The 19,835-nt window shown below is 57.1% G+C and carries 18 protein-coding genes and 1 pseudogene; 8 read left to right on the forward strand and 11 right to left on the reverse strand.

The annotated features are described in order from the left end of the window. The 3 genes from AC1DIG_RS02990 to AC1DIG_RS03000 form a co-directional block, all read left to right on the forward strand. A partial coding sequence (locus AC1DIG_RS02990) for a hypothetical protein (RefSeq protein WP_477766080.1) occupies positions 1 to 478 on the forward strand: 478 nt, incomplete at its 5' end. 11 nt (positions 479 to 489) lie between these two features. Beyond that, positions 490 to 5,940, forward strand: a complete 5,451-nt coding sequence (locus tag AC1DIG_RS02995; RefSeq protein ID WP_477766081.1) for an RHS repeat-associated core domain-containing protein — start codon at positions 490 to 492, stop codon at positions 5,938 to 5,940. After that, positions 5,937 to 6,272: a hypothetical protein gene (locus AC1DIG_RS03000; RefSeq protein WP_477766082.1), complete on the forward strand. Its 336-nt coding sequence runs from the start codon at positions 5,937 to 5,939 to the stop codon at positions 6,270 to 6,272. Before AC1DIG_RS02995 ends, AC1DIG_RS03000 begins: the two co-directional genes overlap by 4 nt. 188 nt (positions 6,273 to 6,460) lie before the next feature. Here AC1DIG_RS03000 and AC1DIG_RS03005 read toward each other — a convergent pair whose 3' ends face one another. Both AC1DIG_RS03005 and AC1DIG_RS03010 read right to left on the reverse strand, forming a co-directional pair. Continuing rightward, positions 6,461 to 6,931 carry a hypothetical protein gene (locus AC1DIG_RS03005; protein WP_477766083.1) on the reverse strand — a complete coding sequence of 157 codons (471 nt, stop codon included), beginning with the start codon at positions 6,929 to 6,931 and terminating at the stop codon, positions 6,461 to 6,463. A gap of 70 nt (positions 6,932 to 7,001) precedes the next feature. Continuing rightward, positions 7,002 to 7,235 carry a hypothetical protein gene (locus AC1DIG_RS03010; protein ID WP_477766084.1) on the reverse strand — a complete coding sequence of 78 codons (234 nt, stop codon included), beginning with the start codon at positions 7,233 to 7,235 and terminating at the stop codon, positions 7,002 to 7,004. 596 nt (positions 7,236 to 7,831) lie between these two features. Between AC1DIG_RS03010 and AC1DIG_RS03015 the strand changes: the two genes are divergently transcribed. Then, positions 7,832 to 7,993 (forward strand): hypothetical protein, encoded by a 162-nt coding sequence (locus AC1DIG_RS03015; RefSeq protein ID WP_477766085.1) that lies wholly within the window; start codon positions 7,832 to 7,834, stop codon positions 7,991 to 7,993. Between the two features lie 633 nt (positions 7,994 to 8,626). On the opposite strand, the pseudogene AC1DIG_RS03020 reads toward AC1DIG_RS03015, so the two are convergent. Next, positions 8,627 to 9,595, reverse strand: a pseudogene (locus AC1DIG_RS03020) (tyrosine-type recombinase/integrase); the annotation flags it as partial. A gap of 31 nt (positions 9,596 to 9,626) precedes the next feature. Further along, positions 9,627 to 9,839 carry a DUF3079 domain-containing protein gene (locus AC1DIG_RS03025; protein ID WP_477766086.1) on the reverse strand — a complete coding sequence of 71 codons (213 nt, stop codon included), beginning with the start codon at positions 9,837 to 9,839 and terminating at the stop codon, positions 9,627 to 9,629. 262 nt (positions 9,840 to 10,101) lie between these two features. On the opposite strand from AC1DIG_RS03025, the gene AC1DIG_RS03030 reads away from it, so the two are divergent. The 4 genes from AC1DIG_RS03030 to AC1DIG_RS03045 are packed head-to-tail and all read left to right on the forward strand — an operon-like array spanning position 10,102 to position 13,203. After that, positions 10,102 to 10,626 (forward strand): iron transporter, encoded by a 525-nt coding sequence (locus AC1DIG_RS03030; RefSeq protein ID WP_054596886.1) that lies wholly within the window; start codon positions 10,102 to 10,104, stop codon positions 10,624 to 10,626. After that, complete coding sequence (locus AC1DIG_RS03035) at positions 10,627 to 10,959, forward strand: cupredoxin domain-containing protein (RefSeq protein ID WP_477766087.1); 333 nt, start codon at positions 10,627 to 10,629, stop codon at positions 10,957 to 10,959. Positions 10,960 to 10,981: 22 nt separating this feature from the next. Then, the gene (locus tag AC1DIG_RS03040; protein ID WP_477766088.1) at positions 10,982 to 11,836 is read left to right on the forward strand and encodes an FTR1 family iron permease; all 855 of its coding nucleotides are present in this window, start codon (positions 10,982 to 10,984) and stop codon (positions 11,834 to 11,836) included. Next, positions 11,824 to 13,203 (forward strand): 4Fe-4S binding protein, encoded by a 1,380-nt coding sequence (locus AC1DIG_RS03045; protein ID WP_477766089.1) that lies wholly within the window; start codon positions 11,824 to 11,826, stop codon positions 13,201 to 13,203. Before AC1DIG_RS03040 ends, AC1DIG_RS03045 begins: the two co-directional genes overlap by 13 nt. Before the next feature lie 16 nt (positions 13,204 to 13,219). On the opposite strand, the gene AC1DIG_RS03050 is transcribed toward AC1DIG_RS03045, so the two are convergent. From AC1DIG_RS03050 to narJ, 7 genes are all read right to left on the reverse strand, one after another. Beyond that, positions 13,220 to 13,915 carry an anaerobic ribonucleoside-triphosphate reductase activating protein gene (locus AC1DIG_RS03050; RefSeq protein WP_477766090.1) on the reverse strand — a complete coding sequence of 232 codons (696 nt, stop codon included), beginning with the start codon at positions 13,913 to 13,915 and terminating at the stop codon, positions 13,220 to 13,222. Further along, positions 13,912 to 14,079 carry an anaerobic ribonucleoside-triphosphate reductase gene (gene nrdD / locus AC1DIG_RS03055; RefSeq protein ID WP_477766091.1) on the reverse strand — a complete coding sequence of 56 codons (168 nt, stop codon included), beginning with the start codon at positions 14,077 to 14,079 and terminating at the stop codon, positions 13,912 to 13,914. Before nrdD ends, AC1DIG_RS03050 begins: the two co-directional genes overlap by 4 nt. A 32-nt stretch (positions 14,080 to 14,111) precedes the next feature. After that, positions 14,112 to 16,127, reverse strand: a complete 2,016-nt coding sequence (locus AC1DIG_RS03060) for a ribonucleoside triphosphate reductase (protein ID WP_477766092.1) — start codon at positions 16,125 to 16,127, stop codon at positions 14,112 to 14,114. Between the two features lie 289 nt (positions 16,128 to 16,416). Continuing rightward, positions 16,417 to 17,409 carry a GTP 3',8-cyclase MoaA gene (moaA, locus tag AC1DIG_RS03065; protein WP_477766093.1) on the reverse strand — a complete coding sequence of 331 codons (993 nt, stop codon included), beginning with the start codon at positions 17,407 to 17,409 and terminating at the stop codon, positions 16,417 to 16,419. Between the two features lie 25 nt (positions 17,410 to 17,434). Then, positions 17,435 to 18,394: a peptidylprolyl isomerase gene (locus tag AC1DIG_RS03070; protein WP_477766094.1), complete on the reverse strand. Its 960-nt coding sequence runs from the start codon at positions 18,392 to 18,394 to the stop codon at positions 17,435 to 17,437. A 10-nt stretch (positions 18,395 to 18,404) separates the two neighbouring features. Then, positions 18,405 to 19,085 (reverse strand): respiratory nitrate reductase subunit gamma, encoded by a 681-nt coding sequence (gene narI, locus AC1DIG_RS03075; protein ID WP_216744473.1) that lies wholly within the window; start codon positions 19,083 to 19,085, stop codon positions 18,405 to 18,407. Continuing rightward, positions 19,078 to 19,833: a nitrate reductase molybdenum cofactor assembly chaperone gene (gene narJ, locus AC1DIG_RS03080; protein WP_477766095.1), complete on the reverse strand. Its 756-nt coding sequence runs from the start codon at positions 19,831 to 19,833 to the stop codon at positions 19,078 to 19,080. Before narJ ends, narI begins: the two co-directional genes overlap by 8 nt. Positions 19,834 to 19,835: the final 2 nt, after the last annotated feature.

Below are 19,835 nucleotides of genomic sequence, written 5' to 3' on the forward strand. Positions count from 1 at the left end.
TAACGCCAGCACCAGTAATGGCAACATTTATTCCAACCTGTGGTCGACAGGATCCTACACGGACACCCTGACGCTGCCGGCCACGGGCACCTACACCATCTACCTCAACCCGACCAGCAGCGACACCGGCAGCATGACGTTCCACCTGACCAGCGTTCCGGCGGATGTGACAGGTTCTGTCACGATCAATGGCTCCACCTTGACCGTCACCACAACAGCTGAGGGGCAAAATGCGAGCGTGACTTTCAGTGGAACCTCGGGCCAGACGGCAACGGTTCATTTGGCGAACAACAGCATCGGCTCCGTGTTAGTTACCTTGAAAAAGCCCGACAACACGACCTTGACGTCGAATTCGTCCAGCAGTGCCAGCTTTAACTTAGCGTCCCAGACTCTCCCCACTACCGGCACCTATACGATCTATATCGATCCATCGGCTGCCAACGTGGGATCCATTAATGTCAGCGTGACCAATCCTTGAGGTAAAGCACCATGGAAAGGAATTATTTCGGTTGCGATGCATCCTCAAATTCTGAGATCTGGTTACGGCGAGTAAAGCATTGCTTGTTACTGCTGATCGCTTGGTTTGCGCTGATCATGGCAACCTCCCAGACGATCGCTGCGCCGGCAATTGGCCCCGGTACGATCGCACCATCCAACAGTGTGCCTACGCTTTATAGCGAGGAAGCCGCCACGTTGTTGGCTGATGGTCGTTGGCTGCTTAGCGGCGGCGCAGATAATGGCGTAACACTGGCGACACTCACCTTGGTCGATCCAGTGACTAACACCCACACCCGTTTTGCGAACAGCATGAAGGTGCCGCGCCGAGGCCATACGGCTACCTTATTGCCCGATGGCACAGTACTCATTGTTGGCGGCGTAGGAGTGGACAACAGCATCCTTAGCCAAGCTGAGCGCATTAACATTCAAAAACAGCAAACCCAGCTTATTACCGGTGCTGGTTTTACAGCGCGCTCGCAGCATACGGCCACCCTGTTGCTGGATGGTCGCGTGCTGTTGGTGGGTGGCCTGTCGGCGCAACATATGGTGCTGTCCAGCGCCGAAGTGTGGGATCCCCGTACGGGAACGGTGGATCAACTGCCCACCGGCTTATTGAGTGCTCGCTATGGGCATACTGCGCAAACCTTGCCTGCGGATTCCATCCTGATCCAGGGTGGCAAAGATCAAAGTGGTCAGCCGGTGACGGGGAGCGAGCTTTATGACCCGGCCCAGCAGAAATTCTCTTCGCTGGAGGATCACCGGTCCAGCTTGTTACCGACGCCGCAATCCCTGCAAAGCCCGCCGCAAGTACAAGCCAGTCTGCCTGCTGACAATGCCAACGCCGTTGCTGTCAGCAGTTGGATCAGCCTGCGCTTTTCCAAGCCAATGGCGGTGACGTCACTGACCAGCAACACCGTGACGGTGATCGGCCCGACCGGTCAAATTACCGGCACGGTCACTCCCGTGGAGGGCGGGCGAGTTGTGTTCTTTGTACCAACGCAGGAACTATTGCCGGACACACACTACAGCGTCTTCATCAGCGGTTCCTCGGATGCGAGCGGCACTCAACTCCCACTCACTGGGTATAGCTTTACCACGCAGGCCCTGACCGCCAATACCGCATCAATCGGCACCCACTCCTCTGACGCCCTCGATGCCCAAACCAAACCGCCGGCTACTCCTCCTAGTCCCGACATGGCTAACAACGGACCTGAAGACTGGATCCCGGGCCCGGAACATTTCACGGGGGACTGGCGCGCCAAACGCCCACCCTCCTCCTTGCAGGATCTACCACCTTTGCAGGCACCCTCGGGGGTTACTGCACTGGCAGGTCAGGTACTGTTGATGAACGGCAAAGCGGCTGTAGGTGTGAAATTGAAAGTGGGCGCACAAATCGCTACCACAGACGCGACCGGCCGCTTTCTGTTGAGTGGTATCAACACCGGAAATCAAACGCTGAGAATCGATGGCTCGGGCGCCGACAAGCCGGGCCGTCATTATGGCTTTTTTGATGACTTGGTCGTTATTTCTCAGGATGGCAAAACACAGTCCCTGCAATACACCATTTGGTTGCCTCGTACCGATACGCAACATGCCGTGAGTCTGTCGTCGCCGACAACCAATGAAGTGACTGTCACCACACCTCTTATTCCAGGTTTGGAGTTGCACATCCCCAAAGGAACGGTCATTCGCGATATCGACGGTAAGGTTGTCACCTCTGTCAGTATCACCCCGATTCCTGTTGATCGGACACCATTTCCGCTCCCTACACACGATATCCCGGTGTACTTCACCATCCAACCAGGCAGCGCGAATCTACAAGCCATTGACCCCAAGAGCTTTCAGGCGGCACGGATCATCTATCCCAATTACAACGGCCTCCCGTCTGGCTCGAAGATGGACTTCTGGACTTACGATCCCGTTTACAAAGGCTGGTACGTTTATGGTGAGGGGCTAGTTTCCGCGACCGGCAAACAGGTTATTCCAGGTGATGGGGTTGGTATTTACGAGTTCACGGGAGCCATGGTCAGTTTGCCGTCCCTGGCGCCAGCCAAAAACCCCACCGCCGGAGGCGGTAACCAATCGCCGGGGGTTGCTTCGAGCGACAAAGCCGAGCCCGTGGATACGTCTACGGGATTGTTTACCTATCCGCACACCGATCTGATGGTCGCCGATACTCTCCCGCTGACCTTGACTCGCACCTACCTCTCCGAGGATACGCGGTCGCGCGCCTTCGGCATTGGCACCAACCACGTGTATGACATTTTCATGGTCGGCGATACCAGTCCCTGGACCTACCAGGATCTGATTCTCTCGGATGGCCAGCGTATCCACTTCAACCGGATCTCGTCGGGCACGAGTTACGTAGGTGCGGTGTACCAACACAATAGCTCCCCGTTCGATCGGTATCAGGGGGCAACCATCTCGTGGGTCGGCGGCACTTGGCCGTGGCTGCTGAAGATAAAAGATGGATCGCAAATGTGGTTCCCGGATGCAGAAAACAACCCCACGCTGGCAAAAGCAGCGATGACCCAAGCCATGGATCGCCTTGGTAACACGATCACACTGATGCGAGCCACCAACGGTAACTTGCAACAGGTGACATCACCCAATGGGCGCTGGATAAGCTTCACCTATGACTCGAGCAACCGTATTACGCAGGCCACTGACAATATGGGTCGTACGGTCAGCTACACCTATGACAGCAACGGGAATCTTTCGACCGTAACCGACGCCAATGGCGGCGTGGAAACGTATACGTACGACAGCTCCCACCAGATGCTGACCATCACCCGGCCCAACGGCAATGTTCTCCTCAGCAACAGCTATGATGCGAATGGCCGGGTCTCCCAGCAAATCCTTGGCCCTGGAAGTCCTGTTGCAGGTACCTACCAATTTGCCTACACACTCAGTGGCAGCCAAGTAACCCAGACAGACGTGACAGACCCTCGCGGTAATATCGAACGCTTGGCATTTAATGGGGCCGGCTACGTCACGACAAACACCTACGGTCTAGGTCTGCCCGAGCAGCAAAGCTATAGCCTCCAACGCGACACCACCACCAACATGGTGACCTCCGTCACCGATGCCCTGGGACGAGTGACCGGATACGCACACGACGGTGCCGGCAACCTCACCAGCGTGACCCGACTGCAAGGAACATCACAGGCCGTGACGGACAGCTACACCTACAACTCCACCTTCAATCAACTGACCAGTCACACCGATGGCCTGAGCCATACCACCAACTACAGCTATGACAGTCTGGGACGTCTGACGCAGATTACTGATCCCTTGGGCAACGCCGTGAAATTCACCTCGGATGGCCAAGGGCGGGTGACCCAGATAACCGATCCTACTGGAGCAAATACTGCTCTCAGCTATTCTCTTGGAGATCTCGCCAGCGTAAGCGACCCATTGGGGCGAACCACCAGCTACTTCACCGATAACGTGGGTCGTGTCATGGCAATCGCTGATGCAGTGGGGCGCCGTACCCTGATGGATTATGATCCACTGGACCGTAAAACCAAGGTTACGGACCCGCTAGGAAGCGTTACCAGCTTTGCTTACGACACGAACAGCAACCTCCTGAGCGTCACCGACGCCAAGAGCGGAGTTCATGCGTATAGCTACGATGCTCGCGATCGCCGCGTGTCTTACACCGATCCGTTGAACGCGACGCAAAGCTATGCCCTTGACGGCTTGAGTAATGTGACACAGTGGACCGCCCGCAACGGCGTCATCGCCACCTACACCTATGACGCCTTGAATCGGCGCACGCAATCAGCATTCGGGCAAACCTTGATTGGCAGTGGCCCCTCGTTGACCGCACCGGATGCCACCGTGGGCTACACCTTCGATGGTGGCAACCGTCTGACACAGATCGCGGATACTCAAGGCGGCACGATCACTCGCAGCTATGACAATCTGGATCATCTGCTCAGCGAGACAACGTCCCAAGGTACCGTCTCCTACGCCTACGATGCCGCTGATCGTCGCACCAGTATGACGGTGACGGGCCAGCCCGCAGTGAATTACACCTACGACGTCAGCAATCGCCTGACCAATCTCGGCAACGGCAGCCAGAGTGCGGCCTTCACCTATGATGCAGACAGCCGTCGTGCCACCTTGACCCTGCCCAATGGGGTGACCGTCAGTTACGGTTACGATAACGCCGGCCAACTTATTAACCTCAATTACACCAAGGGCGGCACCAACCTGGGCAATTTGAGCTACGGCTATGACAACGCCGGTCAACGAGTACAGCTTGGCGGTAGCTTGGCTCGCACCACCCTCCCCAGTGCCGTGAGCGCTACCAGCTACAACGCCGCTAACCAGCTGACCGCATGGAGCGGTGCCACCTTGCTGTATGACGCCAACGGCAATATGACCAGCGACGGCAGCAACACCTACACTTGGGATTCGCGCCAGCGCCTGAGCACGCTCACGGGCACCACGTCCGGCAGCTTCAGTTATGACGCGGCCAACAGACGAAGCCAGAAGACGATTGCAGGCCAAACCACCGGCTATGTCTTCGACGGTGTAAACCTGGTGCAAGAGCTGACCGGTGCCGTCACCCCCACGGTTCAGGCCAACCTCCTCACGGGCGGTTTGGATGAAGTATTCAGCCGCACCGAAGCCAGTGGCAGCACCTACAGCTATTTGGCTGATGCGCTGGGTTCAACCCATGCGCTCGCCGACAGCACTGGAGCATCCACAACGCAATACACCTACAACCCTTATGGCCAGACCAGCAGCAGCGGCTCCGCCAGTGCTAATAGCCAGCAGTACACCGGGCGGGAGAATGATGGCACGGGCCTCTATTATTATCGGGCACGGTATTACTCTCCGGGCTTTGGGCGTTTTATCTCGGGAGATCCGATTGGCCTTACGGGAGGGATAAATACGTATACCTATGTAAACGGGAACCCGGTCAGCTTCACCGACCCGTCAGGAAATTTCCCGATTTTCTTGGTTACAGGTGCAGTTAGTGGAATCGCAGGTTTTTTCGGCAACGCAGGCTATCAGTTGTTTGACAACGGCGGGAATTTTGGCTGTGTGCATTGGAGGGACGCAATAATCGCTGGGATATCAGGAGCAGTTGCAGGTGCTATGTTGCCAATCACTGGAACAACGACCATCGGCGCAATGGTGACAGGAGCGATTACGAATATCGGTGGTTACGCTGCCACTCAGGAAGTTAACGGTAATTCAATTGATTTAACCGGCGTAGCTGTTAGCGGAGTTGCAGGTGCAATAGGTGGCGGTGTAGCAGGGAAAATGAGCAACCCATTTTGGTTTGCAAAAGATCTGAGTCCATGGCTATCCGACCCAGCATTGACTGCCGCGAATGCAAACGCACTTGTACTGGGCCGTGCTGGAGCCGGGGCAGCAATAGCGAGTGTATCCCCTGGAAGTTCTGACTGCGGGTGCAACAAATGAGCGAACAATTATTTTCAATTCTTTTATGTGTCGCTGGAATTTTTGGCGCCATTTCTCAAACATTTGTTTCATATACTTGCTTTGCTTTAATTGCCCAAACCCTAAATAGGAATGAGGTTAACCCTAGCGCCATAAGCTTCAAACACTTAGTTGGCTATAGCATAGCTACATTGTTGTCAGGCTGTTATTTTACTGGGATGATTTTGCTGGCAGTGCATTGGGCAAACAATTATCCCGAATGGGCAGATCGAAAAAAATTGTTTTGGATTGGGTTCATAGGCGGCCTTATTATCTCACGGCTATTTGGTAGCTGGAGGAGTCGCGGCAAATAAATTCGTTGGACTATATGTACCTATGTATCGGAAAACCCGACAAATTTCATTGATCCAATTGGATTATGACTTACCCCAGCACAGCTGGCAGCTGTGAAGCTAGCAGCCCACGACTGGTCAAGCTCCAACATCCCATATGTCTATGGCGGCACTACGAAGAATGGGGCTGGTTGTTCAGGATCCTTTTCCTATACATATGGATTGACGAAAAATGTGCTCATCCTTTCCCATGCCACAGCTTCGGCCTTCATGGCTTCAGCTAGCTTTTCTCCGTCCGGGGCAGGATCGAAGGTTGCGCATAACTGTTCGACTTCACGACAGGATCTCAACCATTCCACCCGCAACGGCTGCCATTTCTTGTCCCAATAGATAAATGGTCGAGTGTCTGGAGACGAAATTCTCTTCAAGGCCCAGCTCATTACTGAGCTTTCCCGACGCTCCGGATCATTCCATGCAACAGTTACTCGATAACCACTTCCGGTACCTGTTTCGCCAAGACCGTAAACCGGGCCGTCAACCGCCTGAACTTTGCCCAAGCCAAATAGCTTGTGATCAACGATATCGCCCTCTTCAATTTTTTCGTATCCATCTACCATGGCCGGCTCCCCTATTCGTTTCACACCATTTTGCCGAGACCCGCGGATAGCCTCGGCTTCCATTTTTCCGACCCAATCCTGGTACTACAAAAGCCCGCAACAGTGGCGGGCTGTAGGCCAGCGGTCTTTCCTCTCAATTGTGCGTCGTCAGGAAATACAGCGCCGCCGCGCCGAGCACAGCCAGGAAGAATAGACCAACCGTGCGGATCTTCGGTGCCGGGGGCGGGCCGCCCCACTCGTTCACGTTGTGGGTGTGGTCACAACGAACGCAAACAAACCCTTCGGATGGAAAGTCGTTACTTCTATCGGACCCGGTACTCTCGTCACGGTGACCAAACCACTCACAGAATTTGTTCTCGGTACTCATGTTCAATCTTTTCCTTATTGTTGGCGACATCAAGTCACTCCGTGCCTCAGGACTGCTCATCGAATTCCGCCCCGAGCCATGAGACTTCTCCTTTCGCGGTTCTGCCAACTTCCACCAGAAACGTCTGCCCATCTAGCCCTGGTTGTGGAAAATCAATGCCGCCATCTTTCGGCGTGTAGCACCGGCCGGGGAATACCGATAGTCGATAACGGCAACCATCAACGAGCGATGTGAAGCAACACACAAGGTGGCCGGCGGCTGTCTTATTTGACCAAACTTTAAAGTCGAGACGAGCTGCCACGTACCTTCCGGAATATCGGTATAAGCATACGACCAGGGTTCCAAGCCCGCTTCTACTGAGGCGTTGTAACTCCAGGCACGCCGCGTATCTTCTGCCTCTTCCACAGCTTCCCCCCCGATTCCGTTAACTCTGCGTGTAAATAACGTTGTTGTCGGGCTGCTTTCGTGGATTCGTGCCGCAGCTTTAGCCGGCACCGATCTTTTTCGGTTTTCAAGTTTTTTTCAGTTCCGGCACAGAAAATTGGTCAGGCCGACGTCGAGGACGATAAATACAGGGACCAATCGAAAAACCGTCCATGTTCGACTATCTCTCGTTCCTCTTCCTGTCCCTCCAAATTCTCACCCTCGGCTGGGCCGACCAAGTGAAACCCTACAGTCCCCTGATTCCGTTTCTCAGTTTACTGGTGGCCATCGTCGTCGGTGGGTTCACCGTGGCCAACGTCATTCATCACTGGTGACCTTGATCCCCCACCGGACCCGGTGGGGGATCCTTTTCGATGATTACTGCATGCCAGGTATAACTAATTCGAAATACTCACCACCATCTCCCGATTTAGCTTCTCTTACAGCACCTGACACTACTTCGCCGTTCGGTAATGAGAGTCGAGCATGCGTAACCTGAAGTGACAAGAGCAGGCCAGGTTTCAAGCCCTGTGCGAGATTCGAATAGCATCGATGCATCCGCTGGATCAATACCCTTGTCTGAGGGAAATTAGCATCAACGCTAACCCCCCGCTGGCCCGAGATAACTAAAGGTTAAGTCAACTGGGCCATGGCCTAAAACTCCAGTTGGGCGGTAGTCGATTACGGCCATTGAGCAAACTCCTTTGTGTTTGTAGTTGGATTCTCAATATACCGATGTCACGTCTGTAAGCGCACAATCAATCACCAACGCGGCGCTGGGACAGTTGCAAACTTCCTGCACCGCGAGGCAACCACCCCCACTAATCGATGGCAGCGATTACCCCAATCAGTCCAAGGTAATTGGCATGTTAAAGCCTCCGTGACAACGCCGCACGCTCACGCCCCATGGCACCACCAAGCGGAGGACTTCCACCAGCAGACAGCCTCTTCAAGTATTCCGCAATCATGTCCAACTCACCCGATAGATTCGGCGCAGGTGCAGCGACGATACCCTTCTCCCCACGCTCCCATCGATCAAGCTGGTCAGCCCAATCCTGCATCATCCGCTGACGCTGTTCGACATACAGCGCATGGTTGTAAGTGGCTCGGATTTTGTTGGGCTCCGCATGAGACAACTGCGCATCAATCCATTTGTCCTCATAACCAAGCTCGTTGAGCGCGGTAGAGAGCGTTGCGCGAATTCCGTGACCTGTGAGCTGCCTTTCGTAGCCCATACGCTTGATCGCCGTATTAAGGGTGTTCTCGCTGATCCGCTTTGATAGATCACTGCGATGAGAGAGCAAGTAGCGCTGAGCTGGACGTCTAAGTTTTAACAATTCATGAACGATCGCGATCGCCTGACGCGAGAGCGGAACTACATAAGGCGGGATCTTACTGCCCTCCTTTCTTAACCGTACCTGCAGTTGCTTAACGATCACAGCGGGTATTGTCCAAATTCCTCGTACCAAGTCGAACTGCTCAGGTACAGCCAAGCGCAACTCGCCGGTCCGCACACCCGTGAGGAACAGCAAGCGTAAACCCAAAATCGTTGTGGTGCTGCCTCCGTAGGTACGTAACTTTTGCAGGAAGAGAGGTATCTCCTCCATGAGCAAATAGGGATTGTTCGTCACCGGCGGTTTGGGAATCGCGACAATATCAAGGTCTGCCGAGGGGTTGGTCATCAGCCCTTTTTCAACCATCGCATAGCGGAACAATTGGTTGAACCAGGTCCGGCATTTCTCTGCCGTAGTGAACGCCTGACGACTCTCAATTCTGCGTAGCAACTCGATCAAGTGCTGACGAGAAATCTCGGCGATGGGTAGAGGACCCAGCAAAGGCAAAACGTCTTTAGCAAAGATGCGATCAATCTGAGAAAGCGAGGTTTGGCGTCCCAGCTTCAGTGTGACTGCCTTGAAGGTTCGCCATGCGAGGAAGACTGCTGTTATGCACGACCATTCCGGGCTTGCGCTAGATGCCTTCATTCCCTGTCTTGTCTGTGACGATGAGGGACTCGATACCCCAGTCGCCAGGCAGATGCCAATCTTCCCCGAACAGCTCAGCTGGATGCATCGTACGGTCGGAGCCATTGCCGCACGCCAGGGACTTGGCTGGACAATACCGGTCGCATCCCCAACAGATCCGCTCGGGGTGCTTGGGGTTGACGGGGAAGTTCTTGGCCATGTCGATCTCCAATCATTGAGAGACGTTTTTGCAACCTACAGCCTTTGTGCAAAACCACCCTTGATCGATATCAAGAATCAACATCGAGCGACTGTCCGTTCATGCGGCGGCACAGATGACCCACAGCGTCGAGCGCGCCCAGCGCTTTCGCCAGCGTGACAAGCGATCGGTTTAAGTGCTCGAAACTTGATAGTAATCATTATTATTTGCAGAAAAGCTTCCTAGACTCGGGTTCCTACTCGTTAGTGCCCAGGAAGACCTTATGCGTACCCACCTCTCACTCGCCCTGCTGTTGCTCGTACCGCTGGCTCACGCGAAGGAGTACCCGATCGGGGTACCCCAGCTGTGTCAGGGACTGGAAGTCGGGGCGGTGTATCTGCAACCCATCGAGATGGCCCCGGCGGGCATGATGCGGGCGACTGTCGATTCCGATGTTCACCTGGAAGCCGACATTCGGGCCACCGCGGACAATCGACAGGGCTTTCAGGAAGGTAGTTTCGTGCCTTACCTCAATGTCTCGTTCAACTTGAGCCGAGCGGGTAACCCGGACGAAATCAAGGGCGACTTCCATGCCATGGTCGCCAATGACGGCCCGCACTATGGCGACAATGTGAAGCTGCTGGGACCGGGCAAATATCGGCTGACCTTCACCGTGCTCCCCCCCACCGGTCACGGCTCCCTCGGGCGTCATACCGATAAGGAAACCGGTGTAGCGCCCTGGTTCGAACGCTGCGAACTGCACTACGAGTTCATCTACGCCGGCATCGGTAAAAAAGGTGGCTATTGAATGAAGCGCCTGCCGCTTGCCTGGCTGATGGTGGCCGGAGCCATTGCGCCGTTGACCGTCCATGCCGATTTGCCGAGCTACGAACTGATCCTGCGCGATGGCCACTTCTCCCCTGCATTACTCGAGGTTCCGGCCGGACAGCGCTTCAAGATCGTCCTGAAAAATAGCGGTCAGGGGCCGGCCGAGTTCGAGAGCACGCCGTTGCGGGTTGAAAAAGTACTGTCGCCGGGCGTGACGACCTTCGTCGTGATTCACCCGCTCAGGCCCGGCCACTACCCCTTTTTCGACGAGTTCAATCCGCAATTGCCCGAGGGCGGCATTCTCGCGAAATAACCCGCACCTGCACGGAGTTTCCATGAATCAATCAATGTTCATCGTCTGGCGCGAAAGCGTCGAGGCGCTGCTGGTGATCGGCATTCTCCAGGCCTGGACCAGCCAACAAGGTCCAGGCAATCGCCTGGTCAAATATCTGTGGGCCGGTGTGATGCTGGGATTGATGCTCTCGGGCCTGCTGGCGGTGCTGATTCTGTTTGCCGGTGAGGCCATGAGCGGTTCAGCCAGTGAATGGTTCCAGGTAGCACTGGCGTTGATTGCCAGCCTGTTGATGGTGCAAATGGTTGGTTGGATGCATCGCAACGGGCGCACGCTGAAATTTGACTTGCAACGACATGCCGATAGCCATCTGGCCCGGCGAGGCGGCTTGGGGCTGTTGCTGCTGGCCATGCTCGCCGTCGGCCGCGAAGGCAGCGAAACCGTAGTATTTCTCTATGGTGTTGGCGCCCGCTTGCGAGGCCCGCAACTCGGTTTGTTTGCGGTCGGTGGCGTCATGGGGCTGGTGCTATCGGCACTCACCCTTGCCCTGCTACACAGCAGTCGCCGGTTCATTTCATGGCAGCGATTCTTTGCCATCAGCGAAGTCGTCCTGCTCATGCTCGGCGCGGCGTTGCTGGTCAGCAGCACCGAGCGAATCGGCGGCCAACTGCTCGTCCTCGATTTTCCAGAGCAGGTGTACAGCATCGTTGGCGAGGCGCTTTGGGACAGCAGCACACTGTTGAACGACAGCCATGGATTGGGTGGCTTTCTGGCCAGTTTTGCTGGTTATCGGGCAACCCCCAGTGGCCTGACCTTGTTGGTGTGGGTCGGTTACTGGCTGGTCGTCGGCGGCTGGCTACGGCAACAGACTGCGGACAACCTGCCATGCCCGACCTGAGCCGCCACAATCAATGGCTCCAGCGCCTGGGTGACGGGATGCGTCGCCATGCGTCCGTCATTCGGGCCGTGCAGTGGGCTGTCGTACTGGTTTACGCAGTGCTGTTGGTGACCCCGGCGCTATTGCCGCTACCGGACAGCCAGGCGCGGATACTCGACCACCTGACCTTGCTCGCGCAGTTTCTATTCTGGGGGATCTGGTGGCCGTTCGTGTTGCTGTCGATGGTGTTCTTCGGTCGACTTTGGTGTGGCGTTCTGTGCCCGGAAGGCTCGCTCAGCGAGTGGGCCAGCCATTACGGAAAAGGCCTGGGTGTGCCGCGTTGGGTGCGCTGGGGCGGCTGGCCCACATTGGCGTTCTGCCTGACAACCCTCTACGGCCAGTTGATCAGCGTTTATGACTACGCCCAGGCCGCGCTGTTGATTCTGGGTGGCTCGACCGTCGCTGCGGTCATCGTTGGGTTGTTGTTCGCCCGGGGCAAACGGGTCTGGTGCCGTTACCTGTGCCCGGTCAGCGGCGTCTTCGCCCTGCTCGCCCGGCTGGCCCCTATGCATTTTCAGGTCGATGAACAACGCTGGATAGAGAATGCTGCACCACGCCTGCCGCCGCCCAACTGCGCTCCCCTGCTCGATATCCGCCGCCTGCAAGGCGCCAGTGATTGCCACGCCTGCGGACGCTGCAGCGGGCAACGCGGTGCCGTTCAACTGATCGCCCGCTCCAGCAATCAGGAGATTCTTCACGCAACCGCGCAGACGCTGTCCCCTTGGGATACACGCTTGCTGCTGTTCGGCGTGATCGGCTTGGCCATGGGCGCGTTTCAGTGGACGGTCAGCCCGTGGTTTATCGCCCTCAAACAACACCTGGCCCAGTGGCTGGTCGAACACAACCAGCTCTGGGCCCTGCAGGACAATGCCCCCTGGTGGTTGCTCACCCATTACCCGCAACTCAACGACAGCTTCAGTTGGCTCGACGGCTTCAGCATCGTCGCTTACTTGAGTTTGAGTTCGATCATGCTCGGCGCAGCGTTGATGCTGCTTCTGCGACTGACGGCCCGACTGGCGCGAGATCGCGCACTGTATTGGCCTCTGGCGCTGACACTCACGCCTCTGGGGGGTGCCGGACTGTTTCTCGGTCTGTCGGCCACCACCGTCAAATTACTGCGTTATGAAGGTCTGCTGCTGGAGTGGGTACAACCCGCCAGGGCCTGTCTGTTATTGGCCGCCATGGGGTGGAGCCTGCTGCTGGGTTGGAAACGGCTGAAGCACGAAGATATTTCCCTGGTTCGGCGCGGGTCGGGGGGCGTTTGCCTGTTACTCGCCAACGGCCTGATCGGGTTTGGCTGGTGGTTGCAGTTCTGGGGCTGGGCTTGAGTTCCCCCAAACCCCGTTACCCCCGTAGCACGAAGACTGGGAACAACTCGCGCATGGCCCCCCACAACTCTGGCAGCAAGGCTTGTGCCGAAACGCTCGGCAACAGCGGATCGAACATCCGCTCGGTGCGAACCAGTTGTACGGCGAAGCGTTTGACGCCAAGTGCATTCAAGCGTTTGGCCAGGATCAGCAGACGCGCCGGCTCGAACAGATGCCAATGCACGGTGGTGCGACATTCGTAGTCCACACCACTGGCCAACAGATACTCAAGGCTGCGCCAGTTTGCCGTTCCACTGCCCTCGACCCGGGTGATGGCCTGGCAATCCTCGGGCAATGCCTTGATATCGAAGCCGACCCAATCAGCACCGGTCAGTGCCTTGGCGAAGGCGGCAGGCTTGATGCCAGCGCTGTGCAAGCCAATGCGAAATCCCATTTCCTGCACTTCATCCATGGCACCGAGCAAGCCGTCCTGCAGAGTCGGCTCACCGCCGCTGAACACCACGGCATCGAGCAGGTCCTGACGACGTTGCAGAAACGCCAACACCCGCCGCCAATCCACTTCCTCACTGCCACGAGGGGGAATCAGCTGCGGGTTATGACAATAACGACAACGCCAGGCGCAACCCTGGCAAAACAACACACAGGCGAGCTGTCCCGGATAGTCGATAGTGGTCAGGGGCACCATGCCCCCAACCCAAAGCGTTCGACTCATTGGCGCCCAACCAGCGCCGCGCTTTCAGTAAAGTGCACCCGCTCGCGGTGCTCCGACTGTTTACCCGGATTGAACGCTGACATAGGACGGTGATAGCCCATCACGCGGGTCCAGACTTCGCAGCGTTGACGTTGAGCCTGAGGCAGTGGTTGCGATGCAGTCATGGTGAATTTCCTTGCAATTGAGTGGATAAAAATCAGTGAACAACGCCGGTTTTCTGTTCTTGTAGCAACAGTGCCTCGTCGCACTTGGGGCAGAACTCATGCTCGCCATCGAGGTAGCCGTGCACCGGGCAGATGGAGAACGTCGGGGTCACGGTCAGGTACGGCAGGCGGAAACGCCCAAGGGCTTTGCGCACCAGTTGCTTGCAGGCTTGGGTCGAGGAAATCCGCTCGGCCATGTACAGATGCAAGACCGTGCCACCGGTGTATTTGCATTGCAGTTCGTCTTGCAGTTCCAGGGCTTCGAAGGGATCGTCGGTGTAGCCCACCGGCAGTTGCGAAGAGTTGGTGTAATACGGCGCTTGCGTCGTGCCGGCCTGGAGAATGTCGGGGTAGCGCTTGAGGTCTTCCTTGGCGAAGCGATAGGTAGTGCCTTCGGCCGGTGTCGCTTCCAGGTTGTAGAGATGACCGGTTTCTTCCTGAAAACGCAGCAAGGTAGCGCGCACATGGTCCAGCAGTTTCAAGGCAAACTGGCGGCCCTGCTCGGTGTGCATGCCCTCCTTATCACCGGTGAAATTGCGCAGCATTTCATGCAGGCCGTTGAGACCGATGGTGGAAAAATGGTTGCGCAAGGTGCCCAGGTAGCGCTTGGTGTAAGGGTACAAACCGGCATCCATGTGATGCTGAATGACCTTGCGCTTGACCTCCAGGCTCTCCATCGCCAGCTCCATCAGCGTGTCCAGCCGTTTCAGCAAACCACTGGTATCACCCTTGAACACATAGCCCAGACGCGCACAGTTAATGGTCACTACGCCGAGCGATCCGGTCTGTTCCGCCGAGCCAAACAAGCCACCGCCGCGCTTGAGTAACTCGCGCACATCCAACTGCAACCGGCAGCACATCGAACGCACCTGATTGGGCTGCAGATCCGAATTGAGGAAGTTCTGGAAGTAAGGCAAACCGTAACGCGCCGTCATCTCGAACAGACGGTCGGCGTTTTCACTGTCCCATGGAAAGTCATGGGTGATGTTGTAGGTCGGAATCGGAAAGGTAAACACTCGCCCTTTCGCATCGCCAGCCTGCATCACCTCGATGTAGGCGCGGTTGAGCACATCCATTTCGACTTGCAGGTCGCCGTAGGCAAACGGCATTTCCTCCCCGCCGATGACGGGTATCTGCTCGCGCAGATCCTGCGGGCACACCCAGTCGAAGGTCAGGTTGGTGAAAGGCGTCTGGGTGCCCCAGCGTGACGGCACATTGAGGTTGTAGATGAACTCCTGGATCGCCTGGCGGACCTCCGGATAGCTCAGTTGGTCCTTGCGCACATACGGCGCCAGGTAGGTATCGAACGAGCTGAAGGCCTGGGCGCCGGCCCATTCGTTTTGCAGGGTGCCGAGGAAATTCACCATTTGCCCCAGGGCACTGCTCAAGTGCTTCGGCGGCCCGGCTTCAACACGTCCGGGCACACCATTAAGGCCCTCGTGCAACAAGGTGCGCAGCGACCAGCCAGCGCAGTAACCGGCCAGCATGTCCAGGTCATGTACATGCAAATCCGCCTCTCGATGAGCGTGGCCGATCGCCTCGCTGTACACCTCGTCCAGCCAGTAGTTGGCGGTGACCTTGCCCGACACGTTCAACACCAGCCCGCCCAGTGAGTAGCCCTGATTGGCGTTGGCCTGGACTCGCCAGTCTTCACGGTCCAGGTACTCGTTCATCGACGTCGCCACTTCGACCAGGGTCCGGCGGTCGCGACGCAAACGCCCGTGCTGTTCGCGATAAACGATGTAAGCACGCATGGCGAGGAAAAAACCGGCGTCCATCAGCACCCGCTCAACACGATCCTGGATCTGCTCGACATGCAGCCTTGGCTGCCTTTCCAATCGGGCGAGTACCGCTTCGAGCAAGCCTTCGGCTTCAACGTCGGTGTACTCCCCGGTTGCCTTGCCGGCAGCGATCAATGCCTGACGGATCTTGTCGGCATCGAAGGCAACCAGACTGCCATCGCGCTTGTGCAAGCGGTTACATCCAACTGAGATCAGCGTGCTCTGCATTTGGCCTCCAGATACTACATATAGATGTTTGCAGACAAACAAACACAACATGCAGTGAAGACTACGGACAAAGCGCTGTTCTGCAATTGACCAACGTCAAGATTTGCCGGTGAAAAAAACACCCGATGACGACATAGATCCAGTGGCAAGCGAGGACCCAATGTGGGAGCGGGCTTGCTCGCGAAGAGGCCATCACATTCAACATCATTGTTGACTGATAGACCGCTTTCGCGAGCAAGCCCGCTCCCACATTGGATCATCTGTGTTCTTGCGAACCGTGCAGAACATTTCAACCGCCGCTCATGTTCATGAACCGCACAATCTGCACCTCCCCTTCGGGGCCGAAGTCGTGGCGCAGCGGCTTGCCGCGCAAGGCCTTCTGCACCGCATTGATCAGGGGCTGGTCATCCAGCGGGTAACGCCGCAGTAATCCACGTAAATCCAGGGCATCGTCCTGCCCCAGACAGAGCAACAGCTTCCCCTCAACGGTCATCCGCACCCGGTTGCAGCTGCCACAGAAGTTGTGGCTGTTGGGTGAAATGAAACCGATCCGGGTATCGTCATGGCGTTCCAGGCGAACGTAGCGTGCCGGCCCGCCACTGTTTTCGGTGCTGTCGAGCAACCGATGACGACTGGCGATCAATGTCCGCACTTCGTCACTGGAGCAAAACGACTCGCCACGCGCGCGGCCAACATCACCCAAGGGCATTTCTTCGATAAAACTGATATCGATGCGTTGATCGATGGCGTATTGCACCAACGCCGGGACTTCATCGAAGTTGCGCCCCTTCATCACTACGCAGTTCAGTTTGATCCGCTCGAACCCCGCGCCCCGCGCTGCTTCAATGCCACCCAGCACCTGATCGAGATCGCCGTTGCGGGTGATCGCGCGAAACTTCTGCCCGTCCAGGCTATCGAGGCTGATGTTCATCCGCTTGACCCCTGCCTCCGCCAACGGCCGGGCCAAACGGCCCAGTTGCGAGCCGTTGCTGGTCATCACCAGTTCGCGCAAACCGGGTAAAGCGGCGATGTTGCGGCACAGCCCGACAATACCGGGACGGATCAGCGGTTCGCCGCCGGTGAGGCGGATTTTGCGAACACCTTGGCCGACGAACAGCGCCGCCAGACGCTGCAGCTCCTCCAGCGTCAGGACCTGCTGACGCGGCAGAAACGTCATGTTTTTCGCCATGCAATACACACAGCGAAAATCACAACGGTCCGTCACCGACATCCGCAGATAGTCGATCTGCCGTCCAAAACCATCCTGCATGACAGCGTTCATCACATCTCCCCGTTTACCCCAAGGCTCACTGCACTAGCGGTGAGTCGGCGCCCTGCAAGTGAATGCCGCGAATATCCGCCGCACCGATCAGGGTTTGCAGGTATTGCACCAGGGCTTTTTGCCAGACACCTTGCTGCAACTGCGTGCGGATCGCCGTCGACACCACTTCATAGGGCAACGGCATGCCTTCGATCCGCTGGTCGACACTGACCACATGCCAACCGTAACGGCTTTCCAGCGGTTTACTCGCCAGCCCCGGCGCCAGGGTGAACAGCTGACGCTCCAGTTCAGGTACGGTCTGACCCTTGCTGATCTGCCCCAAAGAACCGCCTTGAGCTTTCGACGGGCAGGCCGAATATTTCACGGCCATCTCAGCGAAACTGCCGGGAAAATTCTCCAGCCGCTGCAACAGAATTTCAGCTTGAACATGCGCAAGCGCGCGGGCCTCGGCATCGTCCGGCGCACATTCGAGCAGGATGTGCCGCACCGCCAGCAACGGCGCGCTGTGAAAGCGCCCGCGATTGTTTTCGTAGTAACGAAGGCTGGTTTCCTCATCGCACTGAGGCACCTGCACCTCACGCTCAAGCAACAAGCGCGTGGCCGCTTCTTCTTCGTTCTCACCGGAGCCGATTTCCAGCGACACGCCGAGTTCGGCAATGCGTTGCTGCAACAACTCGCGGATCACCAGCGCCCTGGCGGCCAGGTAGACCGCCTCCTCACGGCTTTCCGCCGGGTGATATTGCAGTTCCTGAGCCATCGCTTCCGGGGTGATCGACACCGCGTTGACGCTGATGATCGGCCACTCCTGCTCACTGCTGGCGATCAACTGCGCCGGGGCGTCATGGGCCGCCGGCGCAACCGGGAGTGCGTCAAACTGCACCGCCCCGGTCGGCGCGACATCCACAACATCGGGCTCCGCTTGCTTGGAAGAACCGCAGCCACCGCTGCCCCCGTTACCGCCACCACATCCACATCCACCTGACATGATTGTCTCCTCAGAACTTCTGACGAACGATTTGATAACGACGCCCCAAGTACCAGACCGGTGCACTGATCATGTGTACGAGACGGGTGAAGGGGAACAGCACGAACAGGGTCAAACCGAGAAACACATGCAGCTTGTAGGTCAAGCCGACCGGCGCGATGGACGCCGCCGCTTCCATCGGCCGCAACAGCACGGTGTTCTGCGCCCAATCGGCGAGCATCACCATCACCGAGCCGTCCATGTGTTCAGTGGACGCCACAATCGTCAGCAGACCGAGCAGCAACTGCGCCAGCAGCACCAGCAACACCAGAATGTCCGAAGTGCTGGAAGTAGCGCGTACCCGTGGATCGCTCAGCCGCCGATTGACCAGCATCAGTAGGCCAACCAGGCACAACAGACCGAAAAGCCCGCCTGAGACCATTGCCAGCAGCTGCTTGTTCTCAGTGCTGATCACATGGTGGTAAACCGACGCCGGGGTCAACAGGCCGACGAAGTGCCCGGCCAGTATGAACAACACCCCGATGTGGAAAAAGTTGCTCGCCACACGCATGCCGCGCTGGTTGAGCATCTGACTGGAGCCTGCCTTCCAGGTGTACTGCGACAGATCGAAGCGGGCCCAACTGCCAATCAGGCAAATAGCCAGGGCGATGTAGGGATAGATCCCGAACAACAACAGGTTCCATTTAGACATTGCCTACCTCCTTGGCCGGCACGGCGGCCAACCCTTCATGCTGAAAATCCACCCAGTGCAACGGCACTGCGCTTTCTTCCCGGACCTTGCCCGGTGCGCTTGGCAGCGAACTGCAATGGTCCTGCTGTTCGGCCTGGAGAAAGTCCACGGCCTCCTCTTCCCAGATCTTGTCGAGGGCTTCGAGCGAGTCGTCACGCGGTTCGGCAGCCACCTGCGCCCGCAGGTCGGCCACTGCCTGATGCGGCTCGGAACCGGCAATTTGCAGCAGCGCGCGGAAGCAACTGGCGTACGCGCTTTCACGCTCATCCAGACGCGCCGCGAGCAAGGCCAGCAGGTGCGCAACATCCGCCAGGCCCTCGCGGGCCTCGATGTCTTCGCGAGTAGAAAGGAACTCCAGATACAGCGGGATATAGTCCGGAAGCTCTTTGACGCCGATGGCAAAACCGGCGGCTTCGTATTGCGCCATCATGTCGACCATCGCCTGACCACGGTCACGGGACTCACCGTGCACATGCTCGAACAACAGCAGCGACAGCGAACGCCCCCTGCCGAACAGCGCACCGTAGTGCTCCTGTCCGTCCATCAGGTCATTGGCGCAGATCAGCTCCAGCAACTCGAACAACGCGCCGCGCTGCTTGGGGCTGATTTCCCTGGACTCAATGATCGCCTGCTCCAGCTCGTCGCGACCGCCAATCAATGCCTCGGTCGGGTAGTCGAGTAGCAGCGAAATCACTTTGAGAATTTGCATGC

The organism is Pseudomonas sp. 05N431, from assembly GCF_056397005.1.